At 70.2% G+C, this 21,361-nt stretch carries 21 protein-coding genes; 8 read left to right on the top strand and 13 right to left on the bottom strand.

Annotation, left to right across the window (positions count from 1 at the left end):
• Window positions 1–160 precede the first annotated feature (160 nt).
• Window positions 161–817 (top strand): snapalysin, encoded by a 657-nt coding sequence (gene snpA / locus ACFYWI_RS00215; RefSeq protein WP_389223056.1) that lies wholly within the window; start codon window positions 161–163, stop codon window positions 815–817.
• Window positions 818–995: 178 nt separating this feature from the next.
• On the top strand, window positions 996–1,451 hold the full coding sequence (locus ACFYWI_RS00210; protein ID WP_389223053.1) for a group II truncated hemoglobin: 456 nt from the start codon (window positions 996–998) through the stop codon (window positions 1,449–1,451).
• 54 nt (window positions 1,452–1,505) lie between these two features.
• On the opposite strand, the gene ACFYWI_RS00205 is transcribed toward ACFYWI_RS00210, so the two are convergent.
• The 6 genes from ACFYWI_RS00205 to ACFYWI_RS00180 all read right to left on the bottom strand — a co-directional run bounded on the left by ACFYWI_RS00205 (window position 1,506) and on the right by ACFYWI_RS00180 (window position 7,831).
• The gene (locus ACFYWI_RS00205; protein WP_389223050.1) at window positions 1,506–1,949 is read right to left on the bottom strand and encodes a DUF6304 family protein; all 444 of its coding nucleotides are present in this window, start codon (window positions 1,947–1,949) and stop codon (window positions 1,506–1,508) included.
• Window positions 1,950–2,021: 72 nt separating this feature from the next.
• On the bottom strand, window positions 2,022–2,234 hold the full coding sequence (locus ACFYWI_RS00200) for a hypothetical protein (protein ID WP_389223047.1): 213 nt from the start codon (window positions 2,232–2,234) through the stop codon (window positions 2,022–2,024).
• 95 nt (window positions 2,235–2,329) lie between these two features.
• The gene (locus ACFYWI_RS00195) at window positions 2,330–3,358 is read right to left on the bottom strand and encodes a family 2 encapsulin nanocompartment cargo protein polyprenyl transferase (protein WP_389223044.1); all 1,029 of its coding nucleotides are present in this window, start codon (window positions 3,356–3,358) and stop codon (window positions 2,330–2,332) included.
• Window positions 3,359–3,485: 127 nt separating this feature from the next.
• Window positions 3,486–4,904, bottom strand: a complete 1,419-nt coding sequence (locus ACFYWI_RS00190; protein ID WP_389223041.1) for a family 2B encapsulin nanocompartment shell protein — start codon at window positions 4,902–4,904, stop codon at window positions 3,486–3,488.
• 253 nt (window positions 4,905–5,157) lie between these two features.
• A complete protein-coding gene (locus ACFYWI_RS00185; RefSeq protein WP_389223038.1) occupies window positions 5,158–6,084 on the bottom strand; it encodes a 1-aminocyclopropane-1-carboxylate deaminase/D-cysteine desulfhydrase in 927 nt (308 codons plus the stop codon).
• A 151-nt stretch (window positions 6,085–6,235) separates the two neighbouring features.
• Window positions 6,236–7,831: a Na+/H+ antiporter gene (locus ACFYWI_RS00180; protein WP_389223035.1), complete on the bottom strand. Its 1,596-nt coding sequence runs from the start codon at window positions 7,829–7,831 to the stop codon at window positions 6,236–6,238.
• 42 nt (window positions 7,832–7,873) lie between these two features.
• Between ACFYWI_RS00180 and ACFYWI_RS00175 the strand changes: the two genes are divergently transcribed.
• From ACFYWI_RS00175 to ACFYWI_RS00165, 3 genes are all read left to right on the top strand, one after another.
• A complete protein-coding gene (locus ACFYWI_RS00175; RefSeq protein WP_389223032.1) occupies window positions 7,874–8,134 on the top strand; it encodes a UBP-type zinc finger domain-containing protein in 261 nt (86 codons plus the stop codon).
• A 242-nt stretch (window positions 8,135–8,376) separates the two neighbouring features.
• Window positions 8,377–8,790: an anti-sigma regulatory factor gene (locus ACFYWI_RS00170; RefSeq protein WP_138053254.1), complete on the top strand. Its 414-nt coding sequence runs from the start codon at window positions 8,377–8,379 to the stop codon at window positions 8,788–8,790.
• Between the two features lie 23 nt (window positions 8,791–8,813).
• Entirely contained in the window at window positions 8,814–9,785 is a 972-nt protein-coding gene (locus tag ACFYWI_RS00165; RefSeq protein ID WP_389223027.1) for an RNA polymerase sigma factor SigF, read from the top strand.
• A 132-nt stretch (window positions 9,786–9,917) separates the two neighbouring features.
• On the opposite strand, the gene ACFYWI_RS00160 is transcribed toward ACFYWI_RS00165, so the two are convergent.
• Window positions 9,918–10,331: a hypothetical protein gene (locus ACFYWI_RS00160; protein ID WP_389223024.1), complete on the bottom strand. Its 414-nt coding sequence runs from the start codon at window positions 10,329–10,331 to the stop codon at window positions 9,918–9,920.
• Between the two features lie 77 nt (window positions 10,332–10,408).
• Between ACFYWI_RS00160 and ACFYWI_RS00155 the strand changes: the two genes are divergently transcribed.
• Together ACFYWI_RS00155 and ACFYWI_RS00150 are read left to right on the top strand one after the other, a co-directional pair.
• Window positions 10,409–11,377 (top strand): diacylglycerol/lipid kinase family protein, encoded by a 969-nt coding sequence (locus tag ACFYWI_RS00155; protein ID WP_389223021.1) that lies wholly within the window; start codon window positions 10,409–10,411, stop codon window positions 11,375–11,377.
• A gap of 317 nt (window positions 11,378–11,694) precedes the next feature.
• Window positions 11,695–11,952 carry a WhiB family transcriptional regulator gene (locus ACFYWI_RS00150; protein WP_003953983.1) on the top strand — a complete coding sequence of 86 codons (258 nt, stop codon included), beginning with the start codon at window positions 11,695–11,697 and terminating at the stop codon, window positions 11,950–11,952.
• Between the two features lie 233 nt (window positions 11,953–12,185).
• Here the strand turns inward: ACFYWI_RS00150 and ACFYWI_RS00145 are convergent, their stop codons facing one another.
• From ACFYWI_RS00145 to ACFYWI_RS00120, 6 genes are all read right to left on the bottom strand, one after another.
• Window positions 12,186–13,661, bottom strand: a complete 1,476-nt coding sequence (locus tag ACFYWI_RS00145; protein WP_389224396.1) for a histidine kinase N-terminal domain-containing protein — start codon at window positions 13,659–13,661, stop codon at window positions 12,186–12,188.
• 567 nt (window positions 13,662–14,228) lie between these two features.
• A complete protein-coding gene (locus ACFYWI_RS00140; RefSeq protein WP_389223018.1) occupies window positions 14,229–15,299 on the bottom strand; it encodes an SIS domain-containing protein in 1,071 nt (356 codons plus the stop codon).
• An 81-nt stretch (window positions 15,300–15,380) separates the two neighbouring features.
• Window positions 15,381–16,919, bottom strand: a complete 1,539-nt coding sequence (locus tag ACFYWI_RS00135) for a glycoside hydrolase family 3 protein (protein ID WP_389223015.1) — start codon at window positions 16,917–16,919, stop codon at window positions 15,381–15,383.
• A gap of 9 nt (window positions 16,920–16,928) precedes the next feature.
• Window positions 16,929–17,822, bottom strand: coding sequence for a carbohydrate ABC transporter permease (locus ACFYWI_RS00130; RefSeq protein WP_389223012.1), 894 nt, complete (start codon window positions 17,820–17,822; stop codon window positions 16,929–16,931).
• The gene (locus ACFYWI_RS00125; RefSeq protein ID WP_389223009.1) at window positions 17,819–18,820 is read right to left on the bottom strand and encodes a carbohydrate ABC transporter permease; all 1,002 of its coding nucleotides are present in this window, start codon (window positions 18,818–18,820) and stop codon (window positions 17,819–17,821) included. The genes ACFYWI_RS00130 and ACFYWI_RS00125 overlap by 4 nt, the downstream gene beginning before the upstream one ends.
• Window positions 18,821–18,896: 76 nt before the next feature.
• A complete protein-coding gene (locus ACFYWI_RS00120; RefSeq protein WP_389223006.1) occupies window positions 18,897–20,180 on the bottom strand; it encodes an extracellular solute-binding protein in 1,284 nt (427 codons plus the stop codon).
• Between the two features lie 294 nt (window positions 20,181–20,474).
• On the opposite strand from ACFYWI_RS00120, the gene ACFYWI_RS00115 reads away from it, so the two are divergent.
• On the top strand, window positions 20,475–21,239 hold the full coding sequence (locus ACFYWI_RS00115; RefSeq protein WP_389223003.1) for a GntR family transcriptional regulator: 765 nt from the start codon (window positions 20,475–20,477) through the stop codon (window positions 21,237–21,239).
• Window positions 21,240–21,361: the final 122 nt, after the last annotated feature.

Genomic DNA, 21,361 nt, shown 5'->3' with positions numbered 1-21,361 from the left:
TTGGGGCAGGCCGGGCGGATCGGGACAGGTTGTGGCGCAATCCCGGCCGGACCGGATGATGCGCTCGCGCTATCGCCGGTTGACATCATCCGCACGGGGGTTCGACTCCCCGACACTCTGCCGTACCGAACCCGTTCCATCGGACGAGTAGGAGCCCCCCATGCGTCACCCCAGACCGTTACTCGCCGCCGCTCTCGGCCTCGGCCTCGCCGCCGCGCTGAGCGCAGTGCCCGCCACCGCTGCCACCACGGCCAACTCCCCTGCGGCCGCAGCCACTTCGTCGTACGTCGCCTATGAAGGCTCCACCGAGGACGCCAGGGCGACCGCGGCATTCTTCGACGCTGTCGTGCAGTCGGTCGCCAGGAAGCGCGCCGCGAACCCGGGCGCCCAGGCCGTGACCGTCGTCTACAGCACGAGCAACGCACCGAGTTTCCGCACCCAGATAGCCCGCAGCACCCAGATCTGGAACAGCTCGGTCAGCAATGTGAGGCTGCAGGAGGGCAGCAGCCCTGACTTCCGGTACTACGAGGGCAATGACTCCCGCGGCTCGTACGCGAGCACCGACGGCCACGGCCGCGGCTACATCTTCCTCGACTACCGGCAGAACCAGCAGTACAACTCCACCCGCGTCACCGCCCACGAGACCGGTCATGTGCTCGGCCTGCCCGACCACTACTCGGGGCCGTGCAGCGAGCTGATGTCGGGCGGCGGCCCCGGCACCTCGTGCCAGAACGCCACTCCGAACGCCCAGGAACGCTCCCGGGTGAACCAGCTGTGGGCCAATGGTCTGGCAGCTGCCCTCGCCCGGGTCTCCTGACCCGGGGCCGGTGGCCGCGACATCAATGGCAGGGGCGCCCCGCACTGCACGGCGGGGCGCCCTTCCCACTGCGGAGCCGTTTCCCCGCCCCCGCCGGGTACGGATCTCGTCCTTCCGGTCCATGCGCCGAGAGCGGAAATGCTTGGCCGGTCCCGGGATCCGGTCAATCCTGGGAGTCATGAGCAATCAGCCCGACACGCTGTACGAGGCGGCCGGCGGCACGGACGCGCTGCGCCGCCTGAGCAACACGTTCTACGAGGCCGTGCTCGCCGACCCCCTGCTCGCCCCCGTCTTCGCCGACTTCACCCCCGCCCATATCGAGCACGTGGCCGTGTGGCTGTCCGAGGTCTTCGACGGACCCACCCGCTTCACGGATGAGCTGGGCGGTCATCAGGCCCTGCTGCGCGCCCATCTCGGACTGCACATCGCCGAGGAGCAGCGGCTGCGCTGGATGGAGCTGATGACGGACGCGGTGTCCAAGGAGCTCCCCGACGACGAGCTGCTGCGCCGCCGGGTGGTGGAGTACTTCGACTGGGGTACGAAGATCGCCCGCGAGGTCTCGGCCGATCCGCCCGGCACGGATCTCGGCGACCCCGGCCCCACCCCCCGTTGGGGCTGGAACGGACTGCGCTGACCGGGGCGCGTGCGCAGGGCCGGCCGGGGCCTGTGCGCAGGCGTGCGGGACGTGTCAGGCCTCCGCCGGCTCCCTCCGGCCGAGCTGCGCACCTGGCGGGAGCTGCTGCCGGATACGGCTCAGGGCGTGGTCGAAGTCACCGTCCGCGACCCCCGACTCGTAGGCCGTACCGCCGTAGTGCAGCGTCAGATTGAGGTCCGAGCGGTCCAGCGGGCCGCCGGGCCCGGACGGCTCCCCCAGCGTCAGCAGACAGCTGAGCGTCGCCTGTTGCACGGCGTCGTCCAGGTGGACGGGCAGCGGCATGTCCCATTCGAGTACGCAGGAGACCAGGACGGCGTCCGTGCCCTCCGCCCGCATCGCGGCGAATGTCGCGCCCTCGTACTCAACGCCCTTTATACGCGTGCGCAGTTGAGCGCCGCTCGCCGCTATGGTGACCGCTTCCGCGCCCTGCCGGTCGCGGTACCAGCCCGCCCAGACTTCCGTCGACTCCGATGACATGCGCGGACTGTAGCGGTACGGCCGCCTCCGCCGTACATCCGGCCTCCCTCAGGAAGGCAGCCGGGTGCGCTTTCAGGAGGCGGCGACCTCGTGTCCTGGCTCGTCCTTCTGCTTGTCGATGCAGAGCGTGCACTCGGGATTACGGCACGGACCCGGCTCCCACGCAGGGACGAACGCCCCGAAGATCTTCTGTCGCTTGATGACCGTACCGACAGGCTGTCCACAGGCCGGGCAGACGGGCTCGCTCTGCGGGCGCCGGTCGGCATGGTGTCCTTCACTGCCCATAACTCCAGAATATGACGGTATGGGCAGCCCGGACACCCCGGCATCGAAGCAGATGGCTACGGGCCCGATGGCGCCGAACCCGGTGTCCGGCGCGCTCAGCGGGTACGGCGGGTGACGAACTCCGCCAGCGCCAGCAGATCGCCCGCCGCCGTGAGGTCCGGCACCGCGCGGGAGAGCTCGTCGATCGCCCGGGACATCCGTTCGGCGGCCTGCAGCTGCGCCCAGTCCCGGCCACCCGCCGCGTCGACGGCGTCCGCGGCGCGGCGTACGGCGGCGGCATTCATCGGCCCCCGGTACAGCTGCGCCAGTTCTGCCCCGGCCGCCGTGCCCGACGCGAGGGCCGCGACCACGGGGAGTGACTTCTTGTGGGCCGCGAGGTCGGCCCCCGCCGGTTTGCCCGTACGCATCGGATCTCCCCAGATGCCGATCAGGTCGTCGATGAGCTGGAACGCCAGACCGGCCTCCCGCCCGAAGGCGTCCAGCGCCGCGGCCGCCTCCTCCCCCGCTCCCGCGTACAGCGCGCCGAGCGCGCAGGCGCAGCCGAGCAGGGATCCCGTCTTGGCCGTGGCCATGGCGAGGCACTCCTCCAGGGTGACCTCGTGCGGTGCGCGCTCCTCGAGGGCGCAGTCGGCCTGCTGCCCCGCGCACAGCTCGATGACACTGGCCGCGAGCCGCTCCGACGCGGTGACCGAGGCCGGGTGGGGATCCTCGGCGAACAGCCGTAGTGCGAGGGCCAGCATGGCGTCCCCGGCGATGATGGCGTCCGGGATGCCGAAGACCGCCCAGGCGGTGGGGCGGTGTCTTCGGGTGGGGTCCTCGTCGATGACGTCGTCGTGCAGCAGGGTGAAGTTGTGCGCCAGCTCCACGGCGGCGGCCGCCCGGACGGCCTGCTGCGGGTCGCCTCCCAGGGCCCGGCACGCCGCGAGGACGAGCGCGGGTCTGATGGCTTTTCCGGCGGAGCCGGCCGGGGTGCCGTCTGCCTGCTCCCAGCCGAAGTGATACAGCGCCACGCGGCGTATGGTGCCGGGCAAGGTGTCGATGGTGGACCGGAGTTGGGGATCGACAGCACTTCGGGTCCGCTCCAGGAGGATTCCTGCGTCCCTGCTCCCGACAGTGTCCGACATGGTCAACGGGGAGATCCTTTCGGGGGGGTTGGCTCACTCGCTCGGGCCGGCCGGAGCCGGTCGACCGGCCGGGCGTCGCGCCCGGCCGGGACGGAGGGGCGCGGCCGCCGCGCCCCCGGCTCGCCCGTCACCGCCAGCGGCTGACCTCCACGTTCTCCAGAACGCCGAGCGCATCCGGGACCAGGACCGCCGCCGAGTAGTAGGCCGTCACGAGGTACGAGATGATCGCCTGCTCGTCGATGCCCATGAAGCGCACGGACAGGCTGGGCTCGATCTCGTCCGGGATGCCGCTCTGACGCAGTCCGATGACGCCCTGGTCCTCCTCGCCCGTACGCATACAGATGATGGAGGTGGTCCGGGCCTCGGAGACCGGGATCTTGTTGCACGGGAAGATCGGCACTCCGCGCCAGGCCGGCACATGACTGCCGGCCACCTCCACACTCTGGGGGACCAGACCGCGCTTGTTGCACTCGCGCCCGAAGGCCGCGATGGCCCGCGGATGGGCGAGGAACAGCTTCGAACCGCGCCGCCGCGACAGCAGCTCGTCCATGTCGTCCGGGCTCGGCGCCCCGTCGTGCGGCTGCAGCCGCTGCCCGTAGTCGCAGTTGTGCAGGAGCCCGAACTCCCGGTTGTTGATGAGCTCGTGCTCCTGGCGCTCGCGCAGCGCCTCGACCGTGAGCCGCAACTGCTGCTCGGTCTGGTTCATCGGCTGGTTGTAGAGATCGGCGACCCGGCTGTGCACCTTCAGCACGGTCTGGGCGACGCTCAGTTCGTACTCGCGCGGGGATGCGTCGTAGTCCACGTACGTGTGCGGGACGACGGCCTCGCCGACATGGCCGGCCGACAGGTCGATCTCCGCCTCGCCGTACTTGTTCGTCCGCTGCTCGGGCAGTGCGGCAAGGCCCGCCAGATGCGTGCGCAGCGACTCGACGCGGTCTGCGAGGTTGAGGACGTCGTACCTGGACAGCACCAGTACGGTGCACGCCGTCGCTGCCCTGGCGGTGTACTGCCAGACGGCTTCGCGGTCCACGAGCGTTTCCTCGCCGAAGTACGCACCGTCGGCGAGGACGCCGAGCACCGCCTCGTCGCCGTACGGACCGGCGCCGATCTGCTCCACGCGGCCGTGGGCCAGCAGATAGATCCGGTCCGCCGGCTCCCCGCCCGCGGCCAGCACCTCACCGGCGGCGAAGTCCCGCTGCTCGCACCGCTGCGCGAGCTCCGTGAGCGCCGCCTCGTCTCCGAAGTCGCGCAGCGCGGGCAGCTCGCCGAGCTCGGCGGGGATCACGGCGACCCGGTCCCCGGTCTGCACGAATGTGACCCGGCCGTCACCGACCGAATAGCTGAGGCGGCGGTTCACCCGGTATGTACCGCCCTGCACCTGCACCCACGGCAGCATGCGCAGCAGCCACCGTGAGGTGATCTCCTGCATCTGCGGGGCCGATTTGGTGGTGGTCGCGAGGTTGCGTGCGGCTGCGGTGCCGAGACTCTGCTGGGCGCTCTGGTCACGGACCTCTTCGCCGACGGAACCAACCGAACCAACCGTCATATGACTCCCTCTCGCCTTCGATCGCTCACGATCACGGTTCTGACCTGCGACAGAAAGCCTTCCAGTACGGTGCGTGAGCCCGCCATCACACAAATGAGTGGGACTGGAACCGCCGCACCAGGGCAGTGGGCGGACCGGCTCGCGCACCGTCCGAACGAGGTGACCGGTGTGCCATGTCGCCGGGCCCGGGGCTGTCCGCCCGGCGGTCCGGGACCGGTCCCGGCCACCGCCCTCGGCGCCGGCTTGCCGACTCTCAGTCCGTGGGGCGCGGGCGGCTGTCCTCGTCGCCCGTGATCACCGCGACGACCGTCGTGCCGCGCGCGAAGGCCCCTTCCTCGGCGAGGGTCGTGAGGCCGAGCAGCATCTTGGCGACATAGACGCGTTCCACCGGCAGCCCGTGACGGGACTCGAAGTCCTCGGCAAAAGCATGGAGTTCGGGGGTGGTACGAGCGTAGCCGCCGCAGTGGAAGCGTTCGTCGAGCGACCAATGGCCGGCCTGACCGCCGAACGCCTCGGTCTGCAGGCCCCGCACCGCGTCGGCGAGGAACCCGCCCTTGAGAACCGGGAAGCCGAGCGCACGCTGGTCGTCGCCGAGGCCGGCGGCAAGCCCGGCGAGGGTGCCGCCGGTTCCGCAGGCGACGCCGACGACATCCGCGAGGCCACGCAGCTCACGGCCGAGCTCGACGCAGCCGCGCACGGCGAGGGCGTTGCTGCCGCCCTCGGGGACCACGTATGCATCGCCGGCCGACGACAGGTCGAGGATCCGGGCCAGCACCTGGCGGTCGTCCTTGGCGCGGTAGGTCGCGCGGTCGACGAACACCAGGCGCATACCGTCGGCCGCGCACCGGGACAGCGACGGGTTCAGCGGTCGCGTTGCCAGTTCGTCGCCGCGTACGACGCCGATCGTGGGGAAGCCGAGCAGCCGCCCCGCGGCGGCGGTCGCGCGCAGATGGTTGGAGTACGCGCCGCCGAACGTCAGCACCGGGCGCCCTTCGGCAACACGCAGATTCAGGGCCAGCTTGCGCCACTTGTTGCCCGGAAGATCGGGGTGGATCAGGTCCTCGCGCTTGAGCAGCAGCCGTACGCCGTGCCGGGCGAAGCGCTCGTCCGGCACCGGCAGCAGCGGCGAGGGCAGCCGCGGCCGCAGTGCGGCGGCGATGTCGAGCTCTTCCCGGGTCACCCACCCATTCTCACGTGGTCACGTCAGGCGCTCGCGGGCGCGGTCGCCCGCCCCGCTGCCGCAGCAGCGCCCCGGCCGGTCCCGGCCGGCACCCGCCCGCCACCGGGCGCCAGGAGTCCTCCCGGAGATCCGCCGCCCGTCGGGCCAGGCGTCAGGAGTCCTCCCGGAACGCCGCCGCCTCCTCCAGGTCCAGGCGGCGCAGCAGCGTGCGCATCATCTCGTCGTCGATCTGGCGACGGTTGCGCAGGTCGACGAAGACCTCACGCTCGGCGGCGATCATCTCCCGGGCGAGGCGCCGGTAGGTGTCGTCCGCGGACTCGCCGGTCTCCTCGTTGACCGCGCCGAGCCGCTCCCAGACGGAGTTGCGCCGGCGCTCCAGCACGGTGCGCAGCCGCTCGGCGAGCGGCTGCGGGAGGGTGTTGCGCGGGTCCGCCAGAAGCTCCTCCAGCTGCTCCTCGGCCGCCCGGGACGCCTCGCTCTGCGCCTGCGCCTCGGCCAGTGTCTCGGCGTACACGTCGCGGCCCGGCAGCTTCAGCACGCGGATCAGCGGCGGCAGGGTCAGTCCGTGCAGCAACAGGGTGCCGATCACCGTCGTGAAGGTGAGGAAGAGGATGAGGCTGCGATCCGGGAAGGGCTCGCCGTCCGAGGTCGTCATCGGGATCGAGAACGCGATCGCCAGCGACACCACGCCCCGCATCCCGGCCCAGCTGACGATCAGCGCCGCGGCCCGGTTCGTGTCCGGTTCCCGCGCTCTGACCCGTCGCGACAGGAAGCGCGGCAGGAACGTGGCCGGATAGACCCAGACGAAGCGCATCACCACGACGGCCACCAGGACCGCGACCGCGTACCAGACGGCCCTGTCGACTCCGTACGCGCCGAGGTCCTTCACGACGTACTGCAGCTGCAGCCCGATCAGGGCGAAGACCGCGGATTCCAGGAGGAAGCCGACCATCTTCCACACGGCCTCCTCCTGGAGCCGGGTGGCGAAGTCGACCTGCCAGGAGTGATGGCCCAGATACAGCGCGACGACGACCACCGCGAGCACTCCGGACGCGTGCACCTGCTCGGCCGCCGCGTAGGCGACGAACGGAATGAGCAGCGAGAGGGTGTTCTGGAGCAGGGGTTCCTTGAGATGGGTGCGCAGCCAGTGGATGGGGACCATCAGCGCCAGTCCGACGCCGACGCCACCGATCGAGGCCAGCGCGAACTCCTCGATGCCGCCGACCCAGCTCGCGCCCTCACCGATCGCGGCAGCCAGCGCGACCTTGTACGCGGTGATCGCGGTGGCGTCGTTCAGCAGGGATTCGCCCTGCAGGATCGTGGTGATCCGGTTGGGCAGTCCGAAGCGGCGGGCGACCGCGGTCGCGGCGACCGCGTCCGGCGGTGCGATCACCGCGCCGAGCACCAGCGCGGCGGGCAGCGGCAGACCGGGCACCAGCAGATAGGCGATGTAGCCGACGGCCACCGTCGCGAAGAGGACATAGCCGACCGACAGCAGCGCGATGGGTCGCCAGTTGGCGCGCAGGTCGAGGTAGGAGCTTTCGAGCGCGGCGGTGTGCAGCAGCGGAGGGAGCACCAGCGGCAGCACGATGCTGGGGTCGAGGGTGAAGTCCGGCACGCCCGGCACGAAGGAGGCGAGCAGTCCGGTCGTCACCAGCAGCAGCGGAGCGGGTACGGGTGTCCTGCGCGCCACTCCCGCGACAGCGGCGCTCGCGGCAATCAGCCCCACCAGTGGCAATGCGTCCACCACACCCACCTCGTCCGTCGGCTGCGTCGTAATCTGGCAATCATGAGCGAGTGCCCGCATGTAGCAGAACTGCCGCGCCCCGAGCCCGTGCCGTTGTCCGACACGTGTCCGCAGTGCAGTGCGGTCGGCAGCCACCCCGTGCAGCTGCGCATGTGTCTGGTCTGCGGACATGTGGGCTGCTGCGACTCCTCGCCGCTGCGGCATGCGACCGGGCACTTCGAGGAGACGGCGCATGCGGTGATGCGCAGTTTCGAGCCGGGCCAGCCCTGGCGGTGGTGCTTTGTCGACGGTTCGATCGTCTGACGTCTGGGTACGTCAACCATCCGCCGGATCCGCTCAATTGGGCGGCGCAGACCTCTAGCCACTGTCCGTACTCGTAGACTTACCATGAGTGACAGCCGTCGGCAGGGGTCCCGGCGACACGGCACCATGGATCGCGATAGCGTCGCCGGGCCAGTACCGGCTACGTATCGACTACGTACCGCAAGGCTCCGGGAGCTTTTTCCCGAAGCCCCGAAAGAGCTTGTGCCACCTTGGAGGTGAGGGTGTCCCAGATCGCAGGCGAGCCCGGGACCCAGGACTTCGTGGAAGTCCGGCTGCCCGCTGCGGGTGCCTACCTGTCCGTGTTGCGTACGGCCACCGCAGGCCTCGCAGCGCGCTTGGACTTCACCCTCGACGAGATCGAGGATCTGCGGATCGCGGTCGACGAGGCGTGCGCGATCCTGCTCCAGCAGGCCGTACCCGGGTCCGTCCTGAGCTGTGTGTTCCGGCTCGTCGACGACTCGCTGGAGGTGACGGTCTCGGCTCCGACCACGGACGGCCGGGCGCCGGAGCGTGACACCTTCGCCTGGACCGTGCTGTCGGCGCTGGCCGGCAAGGTCGACTCGTCGGTCGCCGAGGACCGTACGGTTTCCATCAGCCTGTACAAGCAGCGCGGCGCGGGACCCGGGCCGGCGTGAGCAACGGAAACGGGGACGGTCCGATGACGCAGGACGAGGAGCGCGGCCCCCGGGTGCTGAGCACGTCGGCCGGCATCCCGGACCAGCAGGCGCGGCCGCATCCGGCGGTGGACGGACCTGACGGCCGGACGGACGCGGCGGAGCAGGAGCGGGATGGGGGTACCTCCCAGGCGAACCTCTGGGGGAGGGCGGACCGGATGAGCGAGCAGCAGCACGAGCAGCCACAGCAGCAGCACCAGCCCCATGACCGCAGCGGAGCGCGGGCGATGTTCATCGAGCTGCGCAAGCTGCCCGACGGGTCGCCCGCGCGGGCGGAGCTGCGCAATCAGCTCGTACGGATGCATCTGCCGCTCGTCGAGCACCTGGCGCGGCGGTTCCGCAATCGCGGGGAGCCCCTGGACGACCTGACCCAGGTCGCGACGATCGGTCTGATCAAGTCGGTGGACCGGTTCGATCCGGAGCGCGGGGTCGAGTTCTCGACGTACGCGACCCCGACGGTGGTGGGCGAGATCAAGCGCCACTTCCGCGACAAGGGCTGGGCGGTCCGGGTACCGCGGCGTCTGCAGGAGCTGCGGCTCGCCCTGACCACGGCGACCGCGGAACTCTCCCAGCAGCACGGCCGCTCACCGACGGTGCACGAGCTCGCCGAGCGCCTGGGCATCTCGGAGGAGGAGGTCCTGGAGGGCCTGGAGTCGGCGAACGCGTACTCCACGCTGTCCCTGGACGTCCCCGACACGGACGACGAGTCCCCGGCGGTGGCGGACACCCTCGGCGCGGAGGACGAGGCCCTTGAGGGCGTCGAGTACCGCGAATCCCTCAAGCCGCTGCTGGAGGACCTCCCGCCACGGGAGAAGCGGATCCTGCTGCTGCGCTTCTTCGGCAACATGACCCAGTCGCAGATCGCGCAGGAGGTGGGCATCTCCCAGATGCACGTCTCACGCCTGCTGGCCCGCACCCTGGCCCAGCTCCGCGAGAAGCTCCTGGTCGAGGAGTAGGTCCCGGGGCGCGGCCCCGGACCGCGTGGCAGAGGCGACCCGGCCTGCGGGCCGCGGCACCGGTACCTGCCGCCGCCCGCGGCCGGGCATCCGCGTGGCGGGGCCGGCGCCTCGCGGGATGCCGTGCGGGCGCTACGCGTCGGTGCGCGTGTCCCCGATGCCCAGCGCCTCGGTCGTCGTCGGGTTGACCAGCAGGAACAGGCCCGTCACCGCCACCGCCGCGAGCACGACGCCCACCGGGATCAGGACGCCCGAGGCGCGCAGCAGGGTCCAGGCCGGGATCAGGGCGATCAGCTGAGTGATGATCGCCGGGCCCCGGCTCCAGCTGCGGCGGCGCAGCAGGCCGCGGGCAGCCGCGAGCGGGATCGCGCCGAGAGCGATCAGGGTCAGTCCGCCCGTCTCCGCCTGGGAGGGGCTGTCGGGGCGGCCCAGGAGCCCCATGACGAGCATGTAGAGGCCGCCCGCGGCCAGGGCCAGGCCTTCCGCGGCGCACACCGCGGCCGCGGCGGTCAGACGGGTGGGGCGGGGGCTCTGCTCATCACTCACCCCAGCAGGGTAGCCCGGGAGCGGGGGCCCGGAACCCGGGCTGGGCCAGGTACCCCTCAGTAGGTACGCTGCATCGCATGCGCGCACTCCTCGTGGTCAATCCGGCAGCAACCACCACCAGTGCCCGCACCCGTGACGTGCTGATCCATGCGCTCGCCAGCGAGATGAAGCTGGAGGCCGTCACCACCGAGTACCGCGGGCACGCCCGCGACCTGGGCCGGCGGGCCGCCGGGTCCGGCGAGATAGACCTGGTCGTGGCCCTCGGCGGCGACGGCACCGTGAACGAGGTCGTGAACGGACTGCTGCACGAGGGCCCCGACCCCGACAGCCTGCCCCGCCTCGCCGTCGTCCCCGGCGGCTCCACCAACGTCTTCGCCCGCGCACTGGGGCTGCCCAACGACGCCGTCGAGGCCACCGGTGCCATCCTGGACGCGCTGCGCGACCGGACCGAGCGGACGGTCGGCCTCGGCCTGGCGGCCGGTACTCCGGGTACGGAGGACGAGGGCGTCCCGCAGCGCTGGTTCACCTTCTGCGCCGGCTTCGGCTTCGACGCCGGTGTCGTCGGCCGCGTCGAACAGCACCGCGAGCGCGGCAGACGCTCCACCCACGCGCTCTACGTGCGCCAGGCGGTACGCCAGTTCCTGGACGAGCCCCACCGCCGGCACGGCATGATCACGCTGGAGCATCCCGGCGCCGACCCGGTGACCGACCTGGTGCTGTCCATAGTCTGCAACACCTCGCCCTGGACCTACCTGGGCAACCGCCCGGTGTACGCGTCCCCGGACGCCTCCTTCGACACGGCCCTCGACGTGCTCGGACTGTCCAGACTCTCGGCGCCCGCCGTGGCCCGGTACGCGACCCAGCTGCTCACTTCCACCCCCGAGCGCGGTCCGCACGGCAAGCACGCCGTCGCCCTGCACGACCTCACCGACTTCACCTTGCATTCCAAGGTCCCACTCCCCTTCCAGATGGACGGTGACCACCTTGGGCTGCGCACCAGCGTGACGTTCACAGGCGTTCGCCGTGCACTGCGTGTGATTGTGTGAGTGGAAGGGCCGAAAGTCCTTTATCTCGAACGTATGGGCTGGCCTCCACCCCATAGAAGTACGGCTGTGACCTAGTCGACACCGAGGAATCAAAAAAAACTTTCCGGAAGGGGTTGTATCCGCCGCCGAGGTTTGCGAATCTCTACATGGCGATCGGGACGGCCCGCAACATCGGCCCCACAGACCGCCGGAACCCCTCCTCGAACCCAGGACCACACCGGGCAAACCGGAAGTCGGCCCTTCCTTGGTGGGGGGATTCGTGAAAGCGTTCACATTCACAAGCAACCCGCACGTAATACCAAGGAGAGGTAGCAGCCATGGACTGGCGTCACAACGCCGTTTGCCGCGAGGAAGACCCCGAGCTCTTCTTCCCCATCGGCAACACCGGTCCTGCGCTGCTGCAGATCGAGGAAGCCAAGGCCGTCTGCCGTCGCTGCCCCGTCATGGAGCAGTGCCTGCAGTGGGCGCTCGAGTCCGGCCAGGACTCCGGCGTCTGGGGTGGCCTCAGCGAGGACGAGCGTCGCGCAATGAAGCGCCGCGCCGCTCGCAACCGGGCACGTAACGCCAGCGCCTGACGCCCCCTGCTACGAGCCTCAGCCGGCGGCGCGTACAGCGAGTACGCACTCACCGCCCCCGAGCCGCAGCGCGCAGTACCCCGAATGCGCATCTCGCACATGCGAGCAACGTGAGCTTCGAGCCCCGGACCGTGATCCACGGTCCGGGGCTCTTCGCTGTGTGCGGGCCCGGCGACATCGCCGGGAGGGCAGTGGGTCAGGGGGCTTGTGGACCAGGCATGATCCAAAAGCTCCTAACGCTTGCCGGGTACGGGGATGTCGAGGACGACCCGGGTGCCGCGGCCCGGCTCCGGGACCGGGACCATGTCGAAGGTTCCGCCCAACTCCCCTTCCACCAGGGTTCGTACGATCTGCAGCCCCAGGTTGCCCGCCCGCTGCGGGTCGAAGTTCTCGGGCAGTCCGCGGCCGTCGTCCTGGACGGTGATCAGCAGCCGGCCGGCATCCACGCCCAGATCGCCGCGGACCGCGGCGACCTCCACGGAGCCCTGTTCCCCTTGCGCAAAGGCGTGCTCGAGGGCGTTCTGCAGCACCTCGGTCAGCACCATGGACAGCGGCGTGGCGATCTCGGCGTCCAGGATGCCGAAGCGTCCGGTGCGCCGGCACTCGACCTTGCCCGGCGAGATCTCCGCCACCATCGCGATCACCCGGTCCGCGATCTCGTCGAACTCGACCCGCTCGTCCAGGTTCTGAGACAGCGTCTCATGCACGATAGCGATCGAGCCGACCCGCCTGACCGCCTCGTTGAGCGCCTCGCGGCCGCGTACGGAATCCATCCGCCGGGCCTGCAGCCGCAGCAGCGCGGCGACCGTCTGCAGGTTGTTCTTCACCCGGTGGTGGATCTCCCGGATGGTCGCGTCCTTGGTGATCAACTCCCGCTCCCGGCGGCGCAGTTCGGTGACATCGCGCAGCAGGACCAGGGAACCGATCCGTACACCCTTGGGCTTGAGCGGAATGGCCCGCAGCTGGATCACCCCGCCGTTGGACTCGACCTCGGTCTCGCGGGGTGCGTAACCGCTGGCGAGTTTGACCAGGGCCTCGTCGACCGGACCGCGGGACGGGGCGAGTTCGGCGGTGATCTGGCCGAGGTGCTGGCCGACCAGATCGGAGGCGAGACCCAGGCGGTGGTACGCGGACAGGCCGTTGGGGCTCGCGTACTGGACGACGCCGTCGGCGTCGAGCCGGATGAGCCCGTCGCCGACGCGCGGGGAGGCGTCCATGTCGACCTGCTGGCCGGGGAAGGGGAACGCACCTGCCGCGATCATCTGGGCAAGGTCCGACGCGGACTGGAGGTAGGTGAGCTCCAGGCGGGAGGGGGTGCGCACAGTGAGCAGGTTCGTGTTACGGGCGATGACGCCGAGGACGCGGCCGTCACGGCGTACGGGGATGGACTCGACCCGTACGGGGACCTCCTCGCGCCACTCCGGGTCGCCCTCGCGCACGATCCGGCCCTCGTCGAGCGCGGCGTCCAGCAGCGGGCGGCGGCCACGGGGGACGAACTGGCCGACCATGTCGTCGTGGTAGGAGGTGGGCCCGGTGTTGGGCCGCATCTGGGCAACGGAGACATAGCGGCTGCCGTCGCGGGTGGGGACCCACAGGACCAGGTCGGCGAAGGAGAGGTCGGAGAGCAGCTGCCACTCCGACACCAGCAGATGGAGCCATTCGAGGTCGGACTCGCTGAGAGCGGTGTGCTGGCGGACGAGGTCATTCATGGAGGGCACATGTGCGAGCGTACCTGTGTGATGAACCGGTTTCCCCGTCCGCCCGTGGTGGGGTACGGGCCGCCAACTATGCTCTGCAGGAGGATGGACAGGAAAAATGGTCTAGTCCACAATGAAGTACACGAAGCCTCCACCCTCCCCGCACAGGAGGGTGGACCGGGGTACCGGCGCTCTCTGCCCTGACTGCGCCGAGACCTCCTGCACGGCCGAACGGGACCGCACACCCCTCGGCCGGGAGCTCCGGGCTGCGGTGCCGGACGGGTCGAGGGTCCCGTCACGGCGCCGCGGCCCGCGGGTGGCCCCCTTTCTTCTGCGCCCCTCGCACTGCTCGGCCCCAGGAGCCTCAGAAGCTTCGGGCCGTCGGCCGGACTCCGTCCCGCGAACCCGCGCCGACGACCGACCGAGCTCCTCAGTACCACCTGCCTGTTCCGCTGCCGCTGCCCAGCGACGCGGCGACCTGCTCCTTCGCGCGCGAAGCGCCGACGCCGCTGCCGGGAAGGCGCAACGCGAGGCCCCCGCGCGCAGCGACGCAAACCCCCTTGGGGGCAGGGATGAAGCTCAGCGCGTCTCCGTCACCTTCGCCAGCGCCCTCGGGGCGTCCGGGTCCTGGCCGCGGGCGATCGTGACCTCGTAGGCCAGCAGCTGCAGGGGCAGGATCTCCAGGATCGGCTGCAGTTCCTCGGGGACACCGTGCGTCGGCAGGACGAAGCCCGCCGACGCCGCCTCGACGTTCTTCGCGGGGCCCACGACCATCAGGTCCGCGCCACGGCCGCGCAGCCGGTCGAGGACCGGCTGGAGCGCCTCGCCGCCCTTGCCGTCGGGGACGATCGCGATGACCGGGGAGATGTTGTCCACCATGGCCAGCGGGCCGTGCAGCAGATCCGCGCCGGAGTACGCCAGGGCCGGGACGTAGCTGGTCTCCATGAGCTTCAGCGCCGCTTCCTTCGCCGTCGGGTACCCGTAGCCGCGCGAGGTGATGACCATGCGCTCGGCAAAGCGGTAGCGCGCGGCCAGCCGGCGCACCTCGTCGCGGCGGTCCAGGATGCGCGCCGCCAGTTCCGGCAGCATCTTCGCCGCGAAGCCCTCTCTCTCGCGCAGGCCCTCCCCGAAGAAGTAGAGGGTGAGCAGCGAGGCGGTGTACGTCTTGGTGGCCGGCAGCGCCCTCTCCGGACCCGCCAGGATGTCGATCTGGAACTCGCAGACCGCCGCCAGCGGGGACCGAGGGTTGTTGGTCACCGCGAGGGTGACCGCGCCGGCCTCCCGCGCCGCGTTCGCCGAGGCCACCAGATCCGGCGAGCCGCCGGACTGACTGACCGTGACGAACAGGACGTCGGTGAGGTCCGGCCGGGCCCCGTACGCCGTCGTCGTGGACATGGACGTCAGCCCGCACGGCAGCCCGAGCCGGATCTCCAGCAGGTACTTCGCGTACAGCGCGGCATTGTCGGACGTGCCGCGTGCGGCCAGCAGCACGAACCGCGGGCGCTTCGCCGCGATCGCGGCGGCCACCTCACGGATCGCGGGCGCACCCTCCTCGATGATGTGCCGCAGCACCGCGGGCTGCTCCGCCATCTCGCCGGCCATGATCCGGCCCGGATGCTCGCTGTTCTCGGCAGGCATCGTGTCGGACATGCTGGGTGCCTCCAGGGACGCTCCGGGTGCCGGGCGCAGAGGGCCTGTGGGCACTCGCCCGGCACGGCAGGTCCGCATCGGTCAGGCTCCGGCCCCCCGGCCGGTGATGACCTCCGCGGCGGCGCGTCCGCAGACACGGGCGGCGCCGTGGGTCGCGATGTGCAGGGCCCCCTTGGGTGCGGCCCGGTCCAGGCCCATTTCGACCACGACCGTGTCGGGGCGGGCCGCGAGCAGGCCGTCCAGGGCCTCGGCCATCCAGGGGTGGCGGTGGACGTCGCGTACTACAGCGACGATCCTACGGTCCGCCGCGACCGCCAGCACATCTGCCACCAATGCGGATGTATCGGTCCCGGCGCCGTAGGTGCCGGTCCCTGTGCCCGGAAGCATCGCGGCCAGTTCCGAGGCGAGACCCCACGGGGTCTCGTCGCCGACGGCGATGTTGGCGACCGGCGTGAAGGCGGCGACGTACGGGGCGTCGGTCAGCGGCCCGTACGGCACCTCCCCCGGTGTCACCCGTACCGAGCGGCGCGCGGCGACCAGCCCGATGTCGGAGCCCGGGACCCCTGCCTCCGTCGCCGCGCCGGGCTCTGCCGAGGCACTCCTGGCCCGTCGCGTCCAGTCGGCGAGAGTGCGCACTCGCGCCGCCGCGTCGGCCAGCCGCTCCTCGGGCAGTTCGCCGTCCCGTACCGCGCCGACCAGCGCGTCGCGCAGGCGCAGTACGGTCCCCTCGTCGGCCAGGCCGCCACCGACGCAGATGGCGTCGGCCCCGGCGGCGATCGCGAGGACGGAGCCGCGCTCGATGCCGTACGTCGACGAGATGGCCTGCATCTCCATGCCGTCGGTGACGATCAGCCCTTCGTAGCCCAGCTCTTCGCGCAGCAGCCCGGTGAGGATCCGCGGGCTCAGGGTCGCGGGACGGTGCGGGTCGAGCGCGGGCAGCAGGATGTGCGCGCTCATCACCGCTTTGGAGCCCGCCGCGATGGCCGCGCGGAAGGGCAGCAGCTCACGGGCATGCAGCGTGTCCGGATCCACGTCGATGCGGGGCAGCGCATGGTGCGAGTCCACATTGGTGTCGCCGTGCCCGGGGAAGTGCTTGGTGCAGGCGGCGACTCCGGCGGCCTGGAGGCCTTCGATGTACGCGACGGTGTGCCGGGCGGTGAGTTCCGTGCCGGCCCCGAAGGACCGGACGCCGATGACCGGGTTGTCGGGGTTCGAGTTGACATCGGCGGAGGGTGCCCAGTTGAGGTCGACCCCGCACCGCGCGAGCCGGCGGCCGAGTTCACGCGCCACCGCCCGGGTCAGGTCGACGTCGTCCACGCACCCGAGCGCGTAGTTGCCGGGAAAGGACGATCCCGTGCGCACCTCGAGGCGGGTGACATCACCGCCCTCCTCGTCGATGGCGACGAGCACGTCGTCCCGCTCGGCCCGCAGTTGTGCGGTGAGCGCGGCGAGTTGTTCCGGGGTGGCGATGTTGCGGCCGAACAGGCCGACGGCACTGAGTCCTTCACCGATCCGGCGCAGCAGCCAGTCGGGCGCGCTGGTGCCGATGAAGCCGGGCTGAAGCACGGTCAGGGCGTCACGGGTGAGGGTGCCCGAGGATCCACGCAGAAGAGTCGTCATGGGGCGGCGTCATCCCTTCACTGCGCCGGCCGTCAGGCCCGCGGCCATCTTGCGCTGGACGAGGAGGAAGAGGATCACGATGGGGACGGCCATCATCGTGGCACCGGCCATCATCGGTGCGTATTCCGTGCCGTGCTTGGTGGAGAAGTTGCCGAGCCAGACGGTGGCCGTCTGGTTCTGCTGGCTCATCAGCATCAGCGCGTACAGGTACTCGTTCCAGGCCTGGATGAACCCGTACACCGACGTGGCCACCATGCCCGGGGCAAGCAGCGGGAAGACCACGCGGACGAAGGCGCCGGTGCGGGTGCAGCCGTCGACCATCGCCGCCTCCTCCAGTTCCTTGGGGATGTTGACGATGAATCCGCGCAGCGTCCACACCGTGAAGGGCAGGATGAAGGTCAGATACGTGATGATCAGGCCGGTGAGTCTGTCGTACTGACCGAGGTCGTTGAGCAGCAGGAAGACCGGGATGATCATGGCGACCAGGGGCACCATCTGGACGGCGAGGATGCCCACGATCACGATCTTGCGGCCGCGGAAGGCGAACCGGGAGATGGCGAGCGCGGCCAGCATGCCGACCACGACGCCGATGGCGACCACGGCGAGCGAGACGGTCAGGCTGCGCCCGACCGGCCCCCAGAAGTCGGCGACGTCGAAGGCGCGCTCGAAGTTCTCCAGGGTGAACGTCCTGGGGAAGAAGTGCGGGTCGGGGTCGATCGCGTCCTTGGCCGGCTTGAAGGCCGTGTTGAGCATCCAGTAGACCGGGAAGCCGGCGATGACGACGACCAGCAGGCCGAGCAGATTCCAGCCCGCCCTGCTCTTGCGGGGCTTGGTGGGCCTGCCGGGGTGGCCGGCCTTCCCGGGACGGCGTACGGCAGCGGGTGCCGCGGCGTTCGTGGTCACTCCACCTCTCCGATCTTGAGCATCTGGCGCATGTAGACGGCGACCACGCCGAGCAGGAGGATCACGGTGACGAGGGCGATCGCCGAGCCGCCGCCGTAGTCGTTGACCACGAAGGCCTTGTCGTACGAGTACGTCGTGAGCACCTGGAACTCGGCCTCCGGGTGGCCGTTGCGCATCACGAAGACCTGCGGGAAGACGCCCATGTCCCAGATGAGCGAGAGCGTCGTGAGCATCACGATGATGGGCTTGAGGACCGGCAGGGTGACATAGCGGAAGACGCCCCAGGAGCCGGCGCCGTCCAGGCGGGCGGCCTCTTCGAGTTCCCTGGGCACCTGGGTGAGTCCGGCGCTGAGCGTGATGACGACGAAGGGCACGGCGCCCCACACGACCAACAGCATGATCACCGCGAGACCCTGCGTGCCACTGGCGAACCAGTTGTGCCCGATCATGTCGACGCCGGGCAGTCGGCTCAGCAGCCAGTTGAGAACGCCGTAGTCGGTGTCGAAGAGCCATTTGAAGATCGCGGTGGCGACGATGATGGGCATGCCCCAGCTCGCCACGAGCGCGATGTTGATGAGGGTCTTCACCCAACCGGAGACGCGCTGCAGCAGCAGGGCGATCAGCATGCCGAGCACCATGGTGAGGACGACGGCGCCGCCGGCGAAGATCACCGTGCGGACGACGACGGCCCAGAACTCACCGTCCCCGAGGATTCTCGTGAAGTTGGCGAAGCCGACGGATTCGGCCTCCTGGAAGCCCCACAGCTGTGGCTGCCCGAATTTCTGGAAGGAGAGGGTGACCAGCCGGACCAGCGGATATCCGAGGACCAGCAGGAGGACGAGCAGGCAGGGCGCGAGCAGGGTCCACGGCAGCGCGGCCCCGCCCGTGCGCCGCTGCTTCCCCGGCTTTCCGGCTCCCCCGGTCCCGGCCCCGGCCTTCGGGGCTGTCGACGGCCGCGCGGGCGGCACCTTGGCAGTGGTTGTTTCAGCGGCACTCATCCGGCGCTCCTCAGCGGTCCCTCTCCTCGTACGGGAGCAGGGCCCCGTCGTCGCCCGACGGGGCCCTGCGGCAAGGTCACTTGGTGTTGATGACCTTGTCGATCGCGGCGTCCGCGGCCTTCGCGGCGTCCTCGACCGACTTCTTGCCCGTGCCGATCTCCTGGAGCATGGTCTTCAGGGTCTGGGCCTTCTCGACCTGGCCCCAGCCCGGTGCCATGGGCACGAACCAGCTGGACTCGGCCGCGGTGGCGGGGACGACCGTCTTCGGGTCGTTCTTGAGGGTCGCGAGGTCCGTCTTGTTGTTGGGCAGGTTGCCCTTGGCGAGCAGACCCTTCTGGCCCTGGGCGCCGGTGAAGGCGTTGATCCACTCGGCCGCGACGTCCTGCGCCCTGGACTTGACCGGGACGGCCAGGTCGGAGCCTCCGAGGAAGACGGGCATGTTCTTGCCGGACGGGCCGGGCATCACGAAGTTCTCGAGGTTGCCCTTGAGCTTGCCGGTCTTGTCGTTCTTCGGGTCCTCGGCGGTGGCGCCCTCCCAGGCCGCGCCGAAGATCATGCCGGCGTTGCCCTGGCCGTACACGATGTAACGGTCCGACTCGTCCTTGGTCTTGTCGGCCTTCATGTACGAGTCGAGGATCTTCTTGTACTCGTTCAGGCCCTTGAGGGACTCAGGGGACGAGAGGCTCGCCTTCCACTGGCCGCCGTCCTTTGTGGCGATGGCGCCGCCCGCGTCGTAGACGAAGGACATCGCGGCGTACCAGTCCGGCGAAGGCTGGTACCAGGCGCTGAACTTGGCGCCCTTCTTCTTCTGGATCCTGTCGAGGGCGGCGGTCAGCTCGGCGTACGTCTTCGGCGGAGCCTTCACACCGGCCTCGGCGGCGACGTCCTTGCGCCAGTTGCCCACGCGGCCACCGGCGTAGTACGGGACACCGTAGGTCTTGCCGTCGTAGGTGACGGACTCCTTGAGGCCGTCCAGCCAGGCGTCGGACTGGTCGAACTTCGACGGGTCGATCTCGGCGAACGCACCCTTGACCGTGTACCCGAGCATCTCCGTGTTGCCCATCTCGACCACGTCCGGAGCCTTGTCCGTGGCGAGTACGGCGTCGAGCTTGGCGTTCTTGTCCGGCCAGCCGTAGTACTCGTGCTTTATCTTCAGGCCCGGGTGCTTCTTGACCACCGCGTCGTCGGCCGCCTTGACGAGGTCGGGCCAGTTGTTCTGGGCGTCGACCGTCAGCCAGACGGTGATCTCCTTGACGTCGCCGCCGGCCTTGTCCCCCGGCTTCTCGCTGTCGGACCCACACGCCGCAATGCCGACCATCATGCCCGCGACGCCGATCGCCGCGATGAGCTTGCGCTTCACGCCATCCTCCTCAGGGATGCTGCAACCCCCCGCCCACCGCGAAGACATACGGAGGCAATACGCCGAGTACTGCTCGTGGGGCTGGGACCTGGCCTCTAGTGGTTTAGACCAGTACCGGGAGCTTGGCCTAGACCTTTAGGGGTGTCAAGGGTGTATAAGAAGGGCTGTCGTGTCCGTTATCGGACCGACACCTGAGGGAGGGCGACGACCTGCGGCCGGTCCGTGCCACCATGTGAGCCGCTACAGACGGAGGAGCCGGTGACGGCAGGATCGCAGCAGTCGGGAAGGCGGGGTATGGCCACGGACGGGGGCGGCACGGACAACGAGGGCGGGGCACAGACCCGTACCGCACGCGTGCCCAAGTACTACCGGCTCAAGAGGCACTTGCTCGACATGACGGAGACGCTGCCCCCCGGCACGCCCGTACCGCCCGAGCGCACACTCGCCGCCGAGTTCGACACCTCGCGCACCACCGTGCGCCAGGCACTCCAGGAGCTGGTCGTCGAGGGCCGGCTGGAACGCATCCAGGGCAAGGGCACGTTCGTCGCCAAGCCCAAGGTCTCGCAGGCGCTCCAGCTCACCTCGTACACCGAGGACATGCGCGCCCAGGGCCTCGAACCCACCTCGCAGCTGCTGGACATCGGCTATGTCACGGCCGACGACACGCTGGCCGGACTGCTGGACATCTCGACCGGCGGACGGGTGCTGCGCATCGAGCGGCTGCGCCTGGCCAGTGGTGAGCCGATGGCCATCGAGACCACGCATCTGTCGGCCAAGCGCTTCCCGGCGCTGCGCCGCAGCCTGGTGAAGTACACCTCGCTCTACACCGCGCTCGCGGAGGTGTACGACGTCCGCCTGGCCGAGGCGGAGGAGACCATCGAGACCTCCCTGGCCACCCCGCGCGAGGCCGGCCTGCTCGGTACGGACGTGGGCCTTCCGATGCTGATGCTCTCGCGCCACTCGCTGGACGCGCAGGGCGAGCCGGTGGAATGGGTGAGGTCGGTGTACCGGGGCGACCGCTACAAGTTCGTGGCGAGGCTGCAGCGTCCACAGGACTGAGGGCGGGGGCCGCAGCACCCCGGCCCCCGGCCCGGACCGCCCTCGACCGCATGGCGCCGCGACGGACGTCGCGGCGCTATGTCGCGGTTTCCTCCGCCGTGCCCAGAGCCTGAGCGCAGTCG

Origin of the sequence: Streptomyces sp. NPDC002889 (assembly GCF_042888425.1) — a bacterium.
Taxonomy (GTDB): domain Bacteria; phylum Actinomycetota; class Actinomycetes; order Streptomycetales; family Streptomycetaceae; genus Streptomyces.
Note: the sequence above shows the minus strand (reverse complement) of the source record. Positions and strands in the feature narration are given on the sequence as shown.